The sequence below is a fragment of the Aquirufa nivalisilvae genome, from assembly GCF_003143535.1.
Classification (GTDB): domain Bacteria; phylum Bacteroidota; class Bacteroidia; order Cytophagales; family Spirosomataceae; genus Aquirufa; species Aquirufa nivalisilvae.
Genome location: NZ_CP029346.1, coordinates 157,190 through 172,310, shown reverse-complemented (window position 1 = coordinate 172,310; position 15,121 = coordinate 157,190). Strand labels below are relative to the sequence as shown.

The following is a 15,121-nucleotide window of genomic DNA, read 5'->3' as shown; positions in this document are numbered from 1 at the left end:
GTGATTATTTTACTTTTTTACGACGCTCCATCAACTCTCTGAAAGTACTTAAGATTATACCTTCTTTCTCAATATAGGCTTTCAAATCTGGATGCATCATGGAGTTCATATCAGCTAAACGAGAACCTCCTGAACCACTGATAAACTTAAATTCTTCCGTAATATCGCTACTATGTACAATCAACATCGCGACACCAGGTTTCATGTGTTCCAATTGGTAAATCCATTGATCTGCTTTGTATTTGCCCCATTCGGCAGGAGTTGCATTTCCTTCTGGCTTCCAATCTCCACTATCTGAATGTAAATCATCCAATACCGGTAATCCTGCTTTCCAAAGCATTTCACCAATCTTCTTAGATTCAGCAACTAAATCCGTCAAACCAAACTTAGCCGATGGTAAAGGCATGCCTTCTTTCCATTTACCCTCTGCTTTCATTTTTTTGATATAGGGCTTATTGACAGATTCAATCAACATTTTATTGTTACCCCCTGGGAACATCACTGGGATCCCTAATTCCATACCTACTTTTAAATAACGCTCTAAGAATGGAGGATAAGCAAACAAGGTTCCCATATGGGAATCAAGGTGCGTAGGTTTCCAACCCAAGCGAGTAGCACGTTCTATTTGAGCCCTAATTTCCTTTTCTACCTCATCAGGACTCGCATTTTTGATTACTTGTTCAACACTATGCCATAAACAACCATCACCGTCACTTAACGTAGGTACTTGTTGAAAACCTGATAATGCCGGCCAACGGTAATCCTTCCATTCTGAAGTCAACGTTAAATGCAGACCAGCATCTAGATTAGGATGATTTTTCTGGATATAATGAATAAAACTAGCTGCCCATGGACATGGCATCATGATGCTACAGGAAGTTGCCACTCCTTGTTCAATGGATTTATAAGCCCCTTGATTGGATGAATATGACATTCCGCAGTCATCCACGTGAAAAATAACTACTTTTTTCCCTTTAGGATAGCCTAATTTTTCTGCATAAGTAGGTTCTAACTGCTGAGCCATGGCTAAAGTAGTCAAGATGCTTGTGGCAATAAATGCGCTTAAAAGTAGTCTTAGTTTTTTCATATTACAAAACACAAGGTTGTAAGGTTGATGGTTGATCCCAAAATTAGGTCAGCAATTTAAATCAATTCTGGAATAATAGATTATTTCGTAACTGGTTTGGGACTGGCTTGAATCAATTGCAATGCTTGATCCATGTAAATCTCTGCCGTCATTTCTCCTAAACTAGTTCTTGTAACATAATCATAGCGTTTAAAGCTATTAAAATCCACTTTAGCCAACATATAACCAAAGGCATCATTGGTTAGGCCAAACAAAAAGGGCAATTTGGTTGCCATGTGACGTTTGACATAATATCCTACATTGGGTAATGCTTCACCTGGTACCGTTAAAATTTGCGCTGGTCCAATGTTCAACAGATTTAATTGAGTACTGACCGTATTCGGTTTTGTGTATTCGTATTTCAAAGGAGAATGAGTCAAAATATAACGCATGATTTCTGAATCAACAGGTAAATCAATCATTTTGGACGTACAATATATAGATGGAGAATCTAAAACAGGAGCTTTGTTAATAATTCGTAAAGCTTCATCCGCTAATAGCTCTCCAATTCGGATACATTCTTCCCAAGTATTGGCTTCTTTTTGATTACTTTGACCTTCTTTTCCGTATTCCAAACGGGTATCGGCAGTGACCATTCCACCTTGTGCTCCATTCATAAACAGAGCCACGCCACCTGCTTGAGCTTCGATTCTATCGTACAGTGGTCCACATAAATCTGGACTTAATATTCCTCTACCGCTACCAATGACTTCCGGATGAATGGCATAATTGACTAAGGTAGCAATGGCCTTCCCTTGACGGGCACCCGTGGTGGCAATAGCTTGTATAACTCCACAACGAGGGTCATATAAAGCTGGAGCATAGTAATTATAAGCAATTTTACCTTTAGCTTCTTCCACATTTACTTTCAAAGCTGCTGGTTCTAATTTCGTAATGGCTTCGTTGACGGCATCAGCAATTTGCTGAACACAACGATCTAGGTATTTTAAATCGGCATAATTTTTCCCTGTGGCATCTGGAAATCCATAAGCATCAGGGGCGGAGTGTGTATGCGTAGCTCCAATTAAAATGTTCTCAGGTGCAATTCCTTTTATCAGTGCTCTGGATTTGTTTCCAAGGATGGATGACCAACCTAAGTTATCTACGTTAACAATGGCAAAACGGGTATTCCCCTGTTCAAAAACCATAGCTCGGGCATACAAATCCCCCTTTTTTTCAACACTTGGTTTGGGTGTACCAATACCTCCCGAAACTGGTAGTAAAGGATCTGGTGTAATTACTCGTACGGCTGCCCCTACCCTGAGGGTTTGAGCAGTCGCTTGAGTAAACAAACACAAGAATAAAAGTATGAAAAGGTTTAGAGGTGTATTTAATTTCATTGGTTAAACAGGATTAGAAAATCTAGCTTTTTGAAGGGCCTCCCGAAGGAGACCCCTTAAAAATCTTAATATGGCTTACCAGTTCCTTGGATAATCCAAGGCTTAGACCAAGCACTATTTTTGCCATCCGCTTGTGAGAAATTAGTTACTTCTAATTTATCTAAAGCAGCAGCTGTATTCTTAGAATTAATACGCAATTCATCCTGCATGTAATAGAAACGAACAGGAATAGCTTGACGTTTCGCTACCGGACCAGCTTTTAACTCTGGGAAACCTGTACGACGGAAGTCGAACCAAGCCTCCGTAGCTGCAGTCCAGCTAGCAATCCATTTTTGCTCAATTACTTGTTTCACTGATCCATCAAAAGCAACACCAGCATTAGCTAGATAAGCTGTTGAATTAGAACCAACTCCCCAAGTAGATAAAGATGCTTTAACTCCATTTTCATAGAATGTCTTTGCATCACCAACTGCATAACCTTTTAAAGCAGCCTCTGCTAAGATGAAGTTAACTTCAGCCGCAGATACCAAACGAGCTTTCAACAATGGTCCAGAAGCATTCTTATACATAGGCGCTAAGAATGAAACGTGCGGGTTAAACGAAGTTTGACCTGGTGTTGGGTTCAAGTTGTACGCAGATGGTAGCTGAGAGAAAGAAGTTGGTAAACCTACGTAATCTGGGTCAGTATCAATTTTAGAACTACCCACAACATCTGGAGACAAATAACGCTTACCATCAACAATTTTATCCGTTTTAGCTGGAAGAGAAGCATCTAACACTAATGGAATTTCCACTTTAGCTGCCCAAACTCCTAAACGAGGATCTTTAACTCCTTGTAGATATTTAACAAATGTATTTGCCATTTTGATACGACGGTAGTTACTACCACTCACATCATATACTGCGTTAGCTGGCCAAGAAGTACCATCAGAAGTACCAGGGAATCCCATAGTAGCATCATCAGAGTTTGCCAAAATCACTGGATAGTTCGCTGGGTTTTTAGCAATTTTCTCAATTCCTGCTTTAGCTACATCCGGTTTCTTAGCAGAAATACGCATGTAATAACGTAAAGCTAAAGAGTTAGCCAATTTACGCCATTTAGTAGGATCTCCAGAATAAATCACATCCACGTTATCAACGATGTTTGAGTACTCGCTTTTTTGCTTTGATAACAAGGTATTAGCCTTCTCTAAATCAGCTAAGATTCCAGTATAAATAACCTCTTGAGAATCATAAGCTGGTAAGATATTATCTGTTCCACCTACTTCTCCTTTCAAAGCATTTGTATATGGAGCATCTCCCCAAAGGTCAGTAATCAAACCAAACATAAAGGCTTTATTTACTAAAGCAACTCCTTGTTGGAATTCCCAGTTTAAAGAAACTGCACGACTATAAAGCAAATCGTTGTTACGTAAAATCGCATAATAATCATTCCAACTTTGGTTTCCACCCCAATCGTAATCATTATGTCCAGATGACCATGCATCCTTTTGTGTATGTTGAACCACACCCGCAATATCTTGATATCCAAGGTTTACATAAGTCTTAGACATTTCCGTTAAAACGGTAGGCATAACCAAGTTCGGATTCACAACCTCTGGCTGAACTCCGTTTGGATTTATATTCACTTTTGTCAAGTCTTCACAAGAGAAAAATACTCCAGTTAATAGGGTGAAGGCGACAGCTTTTATTAATCTTATTTTCATGATTTTAATGTTTTAAGGTGCTTTGATTAAAATGTCAAACCAAGTTTAAATCCAACTGGGATAACCCAAGGAGTAACATTATAGCGCTCAATTCCTTGCTTAAATTGGGTACCTGCTTGAGCTCCAGACTGTGGCTGGAAAGCTGTTTCAGGGTCGATTCCAATTTTAGAAGCCGTCCATAAAATGATGTTACGACTGTAAACAGAGAAGTTAGCACTTTGCAAACCTAAGCTCTTAACAAAATTACTTGGTAGCTCATATCCTAAAGAGATCTCTCTCAACTTCACGAAAGAAGCATCGAACGTAGCTGCACGAGTAAAGCTCCAAGGGTAGTTATCACCATATGGTAAGATACGTGTATTAGGACCACCTAAGTTTTCCTCATATCCTGTGATATTTCCTTGTGCATCATATTTAGCAATTACACCTGGGTTAAATACACCGTTAGGATATGTTTTTCCACCATATTCAAATGGATATCCACCGTACTCAGCAGTAGGTCCACCTACGATAGGGAAATAACCGTTTTTATTAATACGGATGAACTTATCTTCATTAGCAACTAAATAATTACGCAAAGCATCACCTGTCAAACCATTTGGATTAATCAAGTTGTCTAAGAAACGTTGAGATTTCAAGTCAGACTCGCTGTAACGATAAGTTTGAGAAACAAAATCTCCACCGCTTCTCCAGTCAAATGTCATATTTAAGCTAAAGTTCTTGTATGATAAAGAAGTTTGTAAGCCTAATATGAAATCTGGGTTGAAGTTACCAATCTTAGTACGTGTATTGCTCGCATTGACAGATTGCCAAGAACCATCAGTATCCAATATTGGATAACCATAATATTTCGATGACTTGTCTTTTACTGTTACAATTTCAGCATCGTAAATATCACCAATCTTATCTCCTACGTATGTCCAAGCTCCACCTTTAGCATCTGTCCAAAGAGTATAGAAGCTCAATCCATCAGAAAGTTCTTTGATTGTTGTTTCGTTCTTGTAGAAGTTAGCTGTCAAATCCAATCTCCAACCATTCTTATCGATCGGTGTACCTCCAGCAGTTAATTCAATACCTTTAGATACTAACAAACCAGCGTTAATGTTCTTAGATGTAAAACCTGTAGAACCTGGAAGTGTAGTAGGAATGATTTGGTTACGATTTTCTACCGTATAATACGTACCTGAGAATCTTAAACGGTTTTTATACATCGTCAAATCAGCACCTAAATCATATGAAGTAGAAATTTCAGGCTTCAAATCTGGCAATAAAATAGTTCCAGATTTTGCCAAACGAGTTAATGAACCCCAAGCTTCAGGATTTTGCAAGGTATTGATCAAAGTGTAAGGATTGGTATCATTACCTACTTGAGCTACACCTGCACGTACTTTTAATAAATCAATTTTATCATTTGGAATCGCAAATGCTTCATTCAACAAGACACTTAAGGAAGCCGATGGATAGAAGTATGATCTGTTTTCAACTGGCAAAGTACTTGACCAGTCGTTACGAGCAGTTAAATCCAAATATACCATATCCTTGTATGATAAGTTGGCCATTCCGTAAGCACTATAAACTACTTTCTTCGTTTGGAAGCTAGTATAGTTAATATTTGTGTTAGCAATGTTTTGTAAAGTATACAAACCTGGGATAATCAAACCAGTTCCTCCTTTAGAAGAAGTACTTACATCAGAAGTTTTAGAACTTCTTGCATTACCTCCAACTGAGAATGATAAATGGAAATCTTCTACTGGTTTAGTCCAAGTAGCTAAGAAATCCACGTTACGCTCATAGCGATCTAAGTTAACTATACCATAAGCACCATTTTTCTCCCCTGTATACGACTTCGCAATTTTAGTCTCGCGAGTTTCTCCATACGTATCCAAAGCATAACGAGCCATTAAGCTTAACTCTGGAGTAATTTGATAATCCATTTTCAAGTTACCAAATGCACGATTACGCTCAAATCCGTTTTTCACTTCATAAGCTAAGAACCATGGGTTATTAAAGTTTCCGATAGATTGTGACTTCTGTTGCAAACCTTCTTGACCTGGAACCCAGTAATCTTTCAAGTCCATGATGTTGATGTGTGGAGAAACCGCATAAGCCCACTGTAATGGATTAGATCCTCTTTCACTTGCAGGACGATTGTTCGAGTTATTTCTACTCAAGTCAATGTTAGCACTCAATTTCAATTTGTTCGACAATTTGAAAGAAGAAGCAGCTGATAATGAGTTCTTGAATAAATCTGAACCAGGAATAATTCCACGGCTAGTCATATTTGAATAAGTCAAACGATAATTAGCTACATCATTTCCATTAGTAACAGAAACACCATTAGTTGTGGTAATACCTGTTTGAACAAAGTTTTTCACATTGTCTGCATACGATTTCAACTCGGTTGGAATTGGCTTTCCATCTGCGCCTTTAGGGCTGTTCCATTGAATGGCTTTGTATCCTTTATCCAATTCTGGCCCAATTCCTCCCGCTGATCCTTCTTCAATACTCAAAATTCCTCCTGGATACGGGTTATTGTCTGGAGTAAATGGAAGTACACCCGTTGCAAACTTCGAGTGCATTTTCAAAAACTTGTAAGGATTATCAAATACGGTGTTCGAAGTAATGTTCACCGTCATTTTCTTCGCCTTCGAACCATTTTTAGTCGTGATTAATACAACACCATTACCAGCACGTGAACCATAAAGAGCTGCAGCACTTGGTCCTTTCAATACCGATACGCTTTCTACGTTCTCTGGATTTAAGTCAGAGATTGCATTACCATAATCCACACGGTTATCATTACCGATTTGACCTACGTTATTCAAGGAGTTAATCACAGGTACACCGTCAATCACAAACAAGGGCTGGTTGTCATTACTCAATGACTTAGCTCCACGAATGATCATACTGACAGATGAACCAGTACCACCAGTAGCATTGATACTCACACCAGCTACTTTACCAGATAATGAGTTCAATACGTTTTCATTCACAACGCGACTTAAATCTTTACCTGCTACTTTACCCACCGAGTATCCAAGTGATTTCTCTTCACGTTTGATACCTAAGGCAGTAACTACTACCTCGTTTAATAAAGCAGTACTAGATGATAAAGAAACATCTACTACACTACGACTTCCGATACGAATATCTTGCGTATCAAAACCAACAAACGAAAATACTAAAACAGGATTCTGTCCGCTAACTTCAATGGAATAAGCTCCAGATGAATTAGTGGTTGTTCCTTTAGTGGTTCCTTTGAGTGAAATATTCACTCCTGGAAGTTCCGTACCATCCTGACTGGAAGTCACCTTTCCAGTGATCAGTCGGGACTGAGCGAAAGCAGCTGAATAGCACCCGGCTATCATGACCGCTACAAATAGAAAATGCCGAAACATTTTTACTGTAAAATTTAATCTCATAATTAAATAGATTTGGTTGAAAAAGACTTTACTCGGTATTCAGGGTTAAAAATTTTAACAAAAAAATGCATTATAATGGTTGAATAATTAAATAAATTTGTCAAATAGCACAACTATTCTAGCATAATAGCTGCATTTCATCTAAATTGACAACTTTAATAATTCAATGAAGGCTCATTTACTTAAAGTTTCGAACCAACCGCTACGTTCATTTAGTGTTAGAAGGGACATAGTTAATTACTTTTTTAACAAGTATCATTACCATCCGGAAATCGAATTGTTACTAATCGAAAAAGGGACTGGGACCCAGTTTGTGGGCGACAGTATTCAACGATTTCAAGACGGTGATTTACTGTTAATTGGATCAAATTGTCCTCACTATTTACGTAGTGATAACGTGTATTTTCAAGGGGATGAAGATTTAAAAGCCAGTGCTTTAGTCATCCACTTTAATCCAGATTTATTTGGAAATTCTTTTTTCAAGTTACACGAAAATCGTTTCGTTCTTCAATTACTAGAAGAAGCTAGAAAAGGAATTCGAATTCAAGGAGAAACTAAAAAACAAATAATTTGTCGGATGAACTCCATCCTTGACAATGAAAATGAAAACTTAGTTTTACACTTATATCAAATTCTCGATTTGCTATCTATGAGTAAGGAAAGAGAAATTCTTTCCATGGGTATCTTAGAGAATTCAACCAGTGAAAAAGAAACAGAACGCCTAAACTTAATCTACAATTATTCAGTCAAGCATTTCAAAAGAAAAATCAGCATCGATGAAATTGCCGGGATTGCCCATTTAAGCCCACTGTCTTTCTGTCGATATTTTAAAACCAAAACCAGAAAAAACTACGCCAGCTTCCTAAATGAAATTCGAGTAGAGTATGCCTGTAAGTTGATTAAAGAAAATCAATTTCTAGTGACTCAAATATGTTATGAATCTGGATTTAATAACTTTACCAACTTCAACAAAGCTTTTAAAAAAACCACTGGTAAAACTCCTTTTCAATATGCCAAGGAGTTTAATTAAAACCTGAATATGTTATTACCATTTTATCTAAACCTATCAAACAATGAACAACAAAAAATTAGTATTATCCTTACTTACAGTAGGGATGACATTCGGAACGGCATGGGCTATACGTGGACAGTTTGGACATGAGCATGGTGCCGCCTGGGCAGGAGCCATAGGATCTATGGCTATCATGCTGATAGCCAATCGACAAGACTGGTTTTCTAAAGCCTTTCAAGTCATCGTTTCTGGAGCCATGGGCTGGGGAATCGGAGGTGTTATGAGCTATGGTATGGTCGTAGGCTATGGCCGAGATACAGAATTTGTCAATGTCTATTATGGCCTAATTTCTCTGTTTGTCATTGGTGGACTTTATGGATTCATCGGTGGAGGCTTATTTGGACTTAGCTTGTCAAACTCTAGCAAAAGTCCTGTTGCTTGGCCACAGCTCTTAGTAGAAATGGTAGTAGGCGCACTTTTGTTTTACTTTTTCATCATCCAACAATACGAATGGCTCATGACTCCCCCTAGGGATGAATCTTGGGCAGGAGTTTTAGGCATGGCTGCGGCACTTACTTGGTTCATGTTTCGTACCAAACAATATTCTGCTTTACGCGTCGCGCTATTTGCTGGACTAGGTGGAGGTTTCGGATTTGCATTTGGTAATTTCCTCCAAGTGTTAGGACATGTTTCCGAAATTAAATTCAACTTCTGGAATGTCATGGAATATTCATTAGGTTTCTTTGGCGGCATCGGAATGGCCTATGGAACTTTTACTTCGCATTGGGAAGATACTACGGAAGAAAAGTATTCCAAACAGTGGTTTCCTATACTTATGTTGGTGCTGATTATTCCATTTACCATGTGGCAGCAAAATTTCCGCATGGACCGTTTAGAAAAAACCATCACACCTTTACTGAATGCTTCCGATCAAGCCATAGAACTCTCTGTTCGCTGGGACTCTCTATTATTGATACTTTTTGCAGGAATCTATTGGCTCAATGTTCATGCTAAATCTAAATCCTTAGGTTATGGGGATATCAAAAAATTCTTCATCGGCCATTTTGGACTTTATATGTTATTGAGCATACTCGTCACTGGAGCATTTTTAAGCACCTACCGCATTGAACAGTATTTATACATCGTAAATTTTGTCATCATCTTATACCTTCTCACACAGGTGGAGGTCGACTTTGAAAATCAGCTGATTTCATGGAATACTTATGCCAAAAATTTCGGAATTGTCTTGGCATTCATCGCGGTTTTAGCCTATGTAGCTGCAAGCTCACACGATGAAATTAAAGGTTCCCACAAAAGATTTGGAGAAGTAATTCCCCTAGAAACGCCCAAACCATAACATGAAAAAAATCCATCACCTTCTTTTTGGAATAGCTCTCTTGGGGGCTATTCCTTCCTTTTCACAAAATTTCAATTGGCCACAAGGCAAAAAAATGGCCTTGAGCCTTAGTTTTGATGACGCCCGAGGGAGTCAAGTCACGCAGGGAACTCCACTACTCAACCAGTATGGAGTTAAAGCCACTTTCTTCCTTAACCCAGGTGCTATGGAAAAAAACCTAGCTGGCTGGAAAAAAGCAGTTGCCGCTGGTCATGAAATAGGAAACCATAGTACATCTCACCCTTGTACTGGAATTTTTACTTGGTCTAGAACTAATGCATTAGAAAATTATACCATGGAAAAAATGGAGAAGGATATTCTGGATTGTAACACATCCATTGAAAAAAACCTAGGAGTGAAAGCCGAAGTATTTGCCTATCCATGTGGACAAACCTTTATAGGAAATGCCACTCAAACACAAAGTTATGTACCTCTGATTGCTAAGCATTTTTTACTCGGAAGAGTATGGAAAAGTGAGGCGCCTAATGACCCTAACTACCATAATTTTGCCCAATTGACGGGCATTGAAATGGATGGACAAGATTTTGAGCAAATCTTACCTTTGATTGAAGAAGCACGAAATTCGGGAAAATGGCTTGTTTTAGCTGGTCATGAAATGAATGAGTCGGGCAATCAAACCACCCGACTCAGTATGCTCAAAAAACTCATGGAATATGCCAATAATCCAGCCAATGGTATTTGGATAGCTCCCATGGGAACAGTGGCCAAATACATTCAATCTCGTTAAACTAAAGGAGCAAAATCCAGGTTTTTTACCATCGGTAATTTCAAATAATCTTGGATTAATTGATCCAATGCAGAGGTTTCCTTCGGCGTTAAATGACCCACTTCACGGCGGGTAGCTAAACGAATAGGGAAGCCTCTTTTTTGTAATACGTATTTTGCACTGGTTGGATAAACTGTATGCATTACATCCATATTATCAATAAAGAACTTTTGCACGGTTGCCACTTGATCTTCTTTCCCTGGCGCATTAAAGTTGGCACATAGCCATGCGATCAATTCAGGAAAATAATTCCCTTGAATACACGATAAGCCCATGGCTCCAGCCTTCAATACCGACACAGCATGACCCATATAGGCATCATATAAGCCAAAGTTGTAGCCTTGAGCTGTACGAATTCGCAAAGCCACTTTCGCTAAATCTAAGGACGTATCTTTATGATAAACTAGTCGCCCAGAAGGCAATAGATCTTCTAACACTTCTTGACTAATCAAACGTTTGTAGGGTACTGGGCATTCGTATATACCAAACGGGATCCCCGGTGTCAAATCCATGAAATGGTGCATATGCTTTAAAAACTCCGCATCAGACTCATCTTCCTTGACCATCAAGTTATTCAATACAATCACGGCATCTACTCCCAAGGCATAAATGGCTCTAGAAAAATCTGCCATTTCCTCTATACTTTCTCCTAGTGTACCAGTAGCCACCACAGGAACTCGTCCCGCTGCCGTTTTCACTACTGTTTCGATTAAACTCAATCGTTCAGCTCGAGATAATTCATACATTTCACTCGACAAACAATTGGCAAATAAACCAACTGAACCTGTCTGGATATACATTTCTGTTAAACGGGCTATTCCTTCTAAATCTAAAGAATGATCTTCTTTGAAGGTACTTATCATCACGGGTACGAAACCCTTTGGTAATTTCTGCTGCATCATTTTTACTATTTACTAATCAATTTTTGAACAAGGCGACCAATTAATACAATGGAAATGGTTCCTAGTACTACGGTCATTTTAGAATCAAATGGACTCTGATAAGCCTCTGGAAAGCTATCTTTAAAGGATATCCAAGCAATGATGGCTACACCTGCTATGGCACCAATTTTGGCAGCCAAGTTTTCCACCTTCTTGGATAAGAATCCCAGCAAGAATATCCCCAGCATACCACCAGCGAAAATTCCTGATAATTTCCACCAAACATCTAAGAGGCTTTTAACTCCAATCATGCTAATTCCAAAGGTGATACCAAGCAAGCCCATAATCACTGTGGCAATATGCAAGACTTTCAATTGCTTAGCTGCTGGTAAGTCCTTTTGAACATACCGTAAATAAATATCCTTAAGAAAAACGGTTGCCGAACTATTCATTCCACTACTCATGGTACTCATAGCTGCCGACAATAGCGCTGCCATCAATAAGCCTAATAAACCTTTAGGAATCTGAGTCTTCATGAAAAATGGCAAAACTCGGTCGCCATAATCAGATGGTTTTAACGCATCTATCGCAATACTTTTTTCTGCAGAAACCTGTTGCTTCAATTCTAAAATCAAGGCTGGGTTTTCCATATAAAAAGTATAAAGCGCTGTCCCGATAAAGAAGAATAAACAAGAAACAGGAACGAAATAAACCACGCATAACCAAATACTTTTAGCCGCCTCTTTAGCGTCTTTCGCAGTATGATATCGTTGAATATAATTTTGATCAATTCCGAAATTGGTCAAATTAATAAAGAAGCCATACATCAAAACCACCCACACGGAGCTCGTACTAAAATCAGGGTTGAAACTTCCTAAGCTAAATTTATCATCACGAATACCAACTTCAATGACTTTTGAAAAACCCGTTTGATGAATAATGATCCCCACAATCATGAGAGCACCCATTGTCTTCAAAATTGCCTGTATTACCTCCGTCCAGATGACAGCTTCCATACCACCTAAAACGGTATAAAATATGATACATAAACCTGAAACGATAATAATCAAACGCATATCCACGCCTGTTAGAGCATTGATAGTTAGAGCTATACCATAAAAGATTGTCCCCATCCTGGCCAATTGGGTCATGATAAAACAGACCATAGCATAGGTACGAGCCCATGCTCCAAAGCGTTTTTCTAAATGCGTATATGCACTAACTTCTCCCGAGTTTCGATAAAAGGGAACGAAATACTTCGTAGATACCCAAGCCGCAAAGGGTATAGATAAACTAAAAACAAAAGGATTCCAGTTAGAGCCGAATGATTTCCCAGGATCACCTAAAAAAGTAATCGCACTTAAAAATGTAGCATAAAAGCTCAATCCTAATGCCCAGCCAGGAATTTGACCAGAGGCTGTAGTAAATTGCTCGGAACTATTATTTTTCCTAGAAAAATAAATACCTATAGCCACCATGCAGAGTAAATATACAACGATGATGCTAAGATCAAGAACAGGTAGAGTCATATTATAAGGTGATCACAACGTGCTTAATCTTCTCTCTCTTCCAAGTATAGGTAATATGGATTTTACCATCTTTCGTTTGGATCACTGCTGGATAGGAGAATTCCGCCTTGGGCTCTTTTTCCAATACGGCTAGTTCTTTCCAAGTTTTACCATCCGATGAGATCGCCACATTAAGTGGAGAACGTTTCCCTCCCCATTCTTGTGATTCTTTGGTCACATGATTGTAAATCAACACTTGGCGACCATCCTTTAATGTAACCGCATCTGTACCCGAATTTGGGTTTGGAAGAGAAGTTGCTTTTAAAGGCGACCATGTTTTGCCCTGATCAGAAGAAAAAGATTCTAGAATGTACCCATTCTTACTGCGACAAAGAATTTGTAAACGTCCGTCTTTTAAGAATAACACACTTGGTTGAATAGCTGAAAACTCTTTTCCATCATTAATGGCTTCTGTGCGGGACCAAGTACGACCACCATCTTTTGTCATTTCAAAATGTAAACGCCAGCCATTGTCTTCTGAGCTAGTAGGACAAAGTAAAGTGCCATCTTTTAGCATTACTGGCTTATTTTTGATGGGACCTAAGATTCCTAATGGAAGTCTTTCAGTATTTGACCATGTTTTTCCTCCGTCTTTGGAACGCTTAATCATCCCCCACCAATCTTGCGGAGTTGGGCCTTCTTTATAAAATAATAATAGTTCCCCTCCTTTAGAAGCTGGCATTTGGAATAAAACTGGATTCCAAAGTGGATAACGAATGGTACTGTTCTGAACACCATTGGCCACCTCCACCGGAGCTGTCCATTTGCCATTCACCATTCTACTCACCCAAATTCCAACATCGGGGTGACGCTCTTCTGTACCTCCAAACCAGGCAGTAACTAAACCTGTGGGAGTCTCTTCAATGGTAGAAGCGTGGCACGAGGGAAATGGTGCCTTCTCATAAATAAATTCTGAGCTTGTAATTTGCGCGAAAGCTCCTTGACCTAGCACCATCAGTGCTAGTATATACAAAATTTTCATAGTTAAATAGGTTCAATGGAAAGCGAAATTACACTATTTATGAGAAAATCATCCTTTTTGCCCAAAGTTTTGAAAAAAAAGAGTCTTCAATGCTTGATTTCAATTTTTCACAAATCCCCCATGTGGCCCTAAAACGCATACTTAAAGGACATCCTTAATTTGAATACCTGATAAAATCTGAAAGCCATTTATATGTAATATCTTCATCTCTCCTTCTGTTTTATTACTTAAAGTGGTTCGTTTATCTTCAAAACCTGCCAATAAAGTTGTGTAATGCTGCCTGATTTCCCAATGTTCAGGCACAAATAGCGTGGCCCCTCCCATGATTTGAGTAATCTCAATGCTGATCGAATCTCCTTCAAATGCAACTTGGCTAAAGTCCAACTCTAAGCCTGCTACTATGTTTGTTATGTTGGCTCCTTTAAACTCTTTACTGGTCGCCTGAATGGTCGTTGAATTAAATACATTGGATATAGCAATAAAGGGTGCATCATTCAAAGAAAAATTGACCGTCGATTGGTTGGAAGAGCCTCCCCAGTTTCCCATAGGCGGGCCCCATGGTGCTTGGCCTTTTTTGCGGTTCGACTTCTGAATCATAGAAATTCCGATAATAATGAAAACGATGGGTAGTGTATATTCAAATATATCAACATCCATAAATTCTCGATCCACCAAGAAAACCCCACCAATTAATACTGGCCAAATCCAGTTATTCCTCTGAAAAGAACTACTAATTCCAGAAACAAGCCCAATGACAATCAACAAAACGGGCCAAGTAAATATCCAATCAGGTAATTCAAGCCAATCTGCTTGGCGAATTAAAAATACGATTCCAACCAAAAGAAAAACAATGCCAACGGAACCGCTTGATTTTGAAGTAGATTTTTTGCTCATGAGTATA

At 38.8% G+C, this 15,121-nt stretch carries 11 protein-coding genes; 3 read left to right on the top strand and 8 right to left on the bottom strand.

The genetic code is table 11. From position 1 onward, the window contains the following. Window positions 1–4: 4 nt before the first annotated feature. From HME7025_RS00840 to HME7025_RS00825, 4 genes are all read right to left on the bottom strand, one after another. Window positions 5–1,087 carry a polysaccharide deacetylase family protein gene (locus HME7025_RS00840; protein WP_109321824.1) on the bottom strand — a complete coding sequence of 361 codons (1,083 nt, stop codon included), beginning with the start codon at window positions 1,085–1,087 and terminating at the stop codon, window positions 5–7. Window positions 1,088–1,167: 80 nt separating this feature from the next. Continuing rightward, window positions 1,168–2,466, bottom strand: a complete 1,299-nt coding sequence (locus HME7025_RS00835) for a hypothetical protein (protein ID WP_109321823.1) — start codon at window positions 2,464–2,466, stop codon at window positions 1,168–1,170. Window positions 2,467–2,531: 65 nt separating this feature from the next. Further along, complete coding sequence (locus HME7025_RS00830) at window positions 2,532–4,172, bottom strand: SusD/RagB family nutrient-binding outer membrane lipoprotein (RefSeq protein WP_109321822.1); 1,641 nt, start codon at window positions 4,170–4,172, stop codon at window positions 2,532–2,534. Window positions 4,173–4,198: 26 nt separating this feature from the next. Continuing rightward, complete coding sequence (locus tag HME7025_RS00825; RefSeq protein ID WP_193495342.1) at window positions 4,199–7,594, bottom strand: SusC/RagA family TonB-linked outer membrane protein; 3,396 nt, start codon at window positions 7,592–7,594, stop codon at window positions 4,199–4,201. 166 nt (window positions 7,595–7,760) lie between these two features. Here HME7025_RS00825 and HME7025_RS00820 point away from each other — a divergent pair, with 166 nt between their 5' ends. From HME7025_RS00820 to HME7025_RS00810, 3 genes are read left to right on the top strand one after another with little or no spacing between them, the layout of a single operon-like run. Further along, window positions 7,761–8,624, top strand: a complete 864-nt coding sequence (locus HME7025_RS00820) for an AraC family transcriptional regulator (protein ID WP_109321821.1) — start codon at window positions 7,761–7,763, stop codon at window positions 8,622–8,624. A gap of 43 nt (window positions 8,625–8,667) precedes the next feature. After that, on the top strand, window positions 8,668–9,963 hold the full coding sequence (locus HME7025_RS00815) for a hypothetical protein (RefSeq protein WP_109321820.1): 1,296 nt from the start codon (window positions 8,668–8,670) through the stop codon (window positions 9,961–9,963). A 1-nt stretch (window position 9,964) separates the two neighbouring features. Next, window positions 9,965–10,750 carry a polysaccharide deacetylase family protein gene (locus HME7025_RS00810; protein ID WP_109321819.1) on the top strand — a complete coding sequence of 262 codons (786 nt, stop codon included), beginning with the start codon at window positions 9,965–9,967 and terminating at the stop codon, window positions 10,748–10,750. Here HME7025_RS00810 and HME7025_RS00805 read toward each other — a convergent pair. From HME7025_RS00805 to HME7025_RS00790, 4 genes are all read right to left on the bottom strand, one after another. Beyond that, a complete protein-coding gene (locus HME7025_RS00805) occupies window positions 10,747–11,691 on the bottom strand; it encodes a dihydrodipicolinate synthase family protein (protein WP_317046224.1) in 945 nt (314 codons plus the stop codon). The two genes, HME7025_RS00810 and HME7025_RS00805, sit on opposite strands and share 4 nt — an antisense overlap. A 5-nt stretch (window positions 11,692–11,696) precedes the next feature. Beyond that, entirely contained in the window at window positions 11,697–13,199 is a 1,503-nt protein-coding gene (locus HME7025_RS00800) for a sodium:solute symporter (RefSeq protein ID WP_109321818.1), read from the bottom strand. Window position 13,200: 1 nt separating this feature from the next. Next, entirely contained in the window at window positions 13,201–14,220 is a 1,020-nt protein-coding gene (locus tag HME7025_RS00795; RefSeq protein WP_109321817.1) for a sialidase family protein, read from the bottom strand. A 141-nt stretch (window positions 14,221–14,361) separates the two neighbouring features. Next, window positions 14,362–15,114, bottom strand: coding sequence for a LiaF transmembrane domain-containing protein (locus tag HME7025_RS00790; protein WP_109321816.1), 753 nt, complete (start codon window positions 15,112–15,114; stop codon window positions 14,362–14,364). Between the last annotated feature and the right edge of the window lie 7 nt (window positions 15,115–15,121).

What these genes read in the sequence shown, in the direction of transcription:
- HME7025_RS00840 (WP_109321824.1), bottom strand. Translation starts at nt 1,087, where the DNA reads ATGAAAAAACTAAGACTACTTTTAAGCGCATTTATTGCCACAAGCATC.
- HME7025_RS00835 (WP_109321823.1), bottom strand. Translation starts at nt 2,466, where the DNA reads ATGAAATTAAATACACCTCTAAACCTTTTCATACTTTTATTCTTGTGT.
- HME7025_RS00830 (WP_109321822.1), bottom strand. Translation starts at nt 4,172, where the DNA reads ATGAAAATAAGATTAATAAAAGCTGTCGCCTTCACCCTATTAACTGGA.
- HME7025_RS00825 (WP_193495342.1), bottom strand. Translation starts at nt 7,594, where the DNA reads ATGAGATTAAATTTTACAGTAAAAATGTTTCGGCATTTTCTATTTGTA.
- HME7025_RS00820 (WP_109321821.1), top strand. Translation starts at nt 7,761, where the DNA reads ATGAAGGCTCATTTACTTAAAGTTTCGAACCAACCGCTACGTTCATTT.
- HME7025_RS00815 (WP_109321820.1), top strand. Translation starts at nt 8,668, where the DNA reads ATGAACAACAAAAAATTAGTATTATCCTTACTTACAGTAGGGATGACA.
- HME7025_RS00810 (WP_109321819.1), top strand. Translation starts at nt 9,965, where the DNA reads ATGAAAAAAATCCATCACCTTCTTTTTGGAATAGCTCTCTTGGGGGCT.
- HME7025_RS00805 (WP_317046224.1), bottom strand. Translation starts at nt 11,691, where the DNA reads ATGATGCAGCAGAAATTACCAAAGGGTTTCGTACCCGTGATGATAAGT.
- HME7025_RS00800 (WP_109321818.1), bottom strand. Translation starts at nt 13,199, where the DNA reads ATGACTCTACCTGTTCTTGATCTTAGCATCATCGTTGTATATTTACTC.
- HME7025_RS00795 (WP_109321817.1), bottom strand. Translation starts at nt 14,220, where the DNA reads ATGAAAATTTTGTATATACTAGCACTGATGGTGCTAGGTCAAGGAGCT.
- HME7025_RS00790 (WP_109321816.1), bottom strand. Translation starts at nt 15,114, where the DNA reads ATGAGCAAAAAATCTACTTCAAAATCAAGCGGTTCCGTTGGCATTGTT.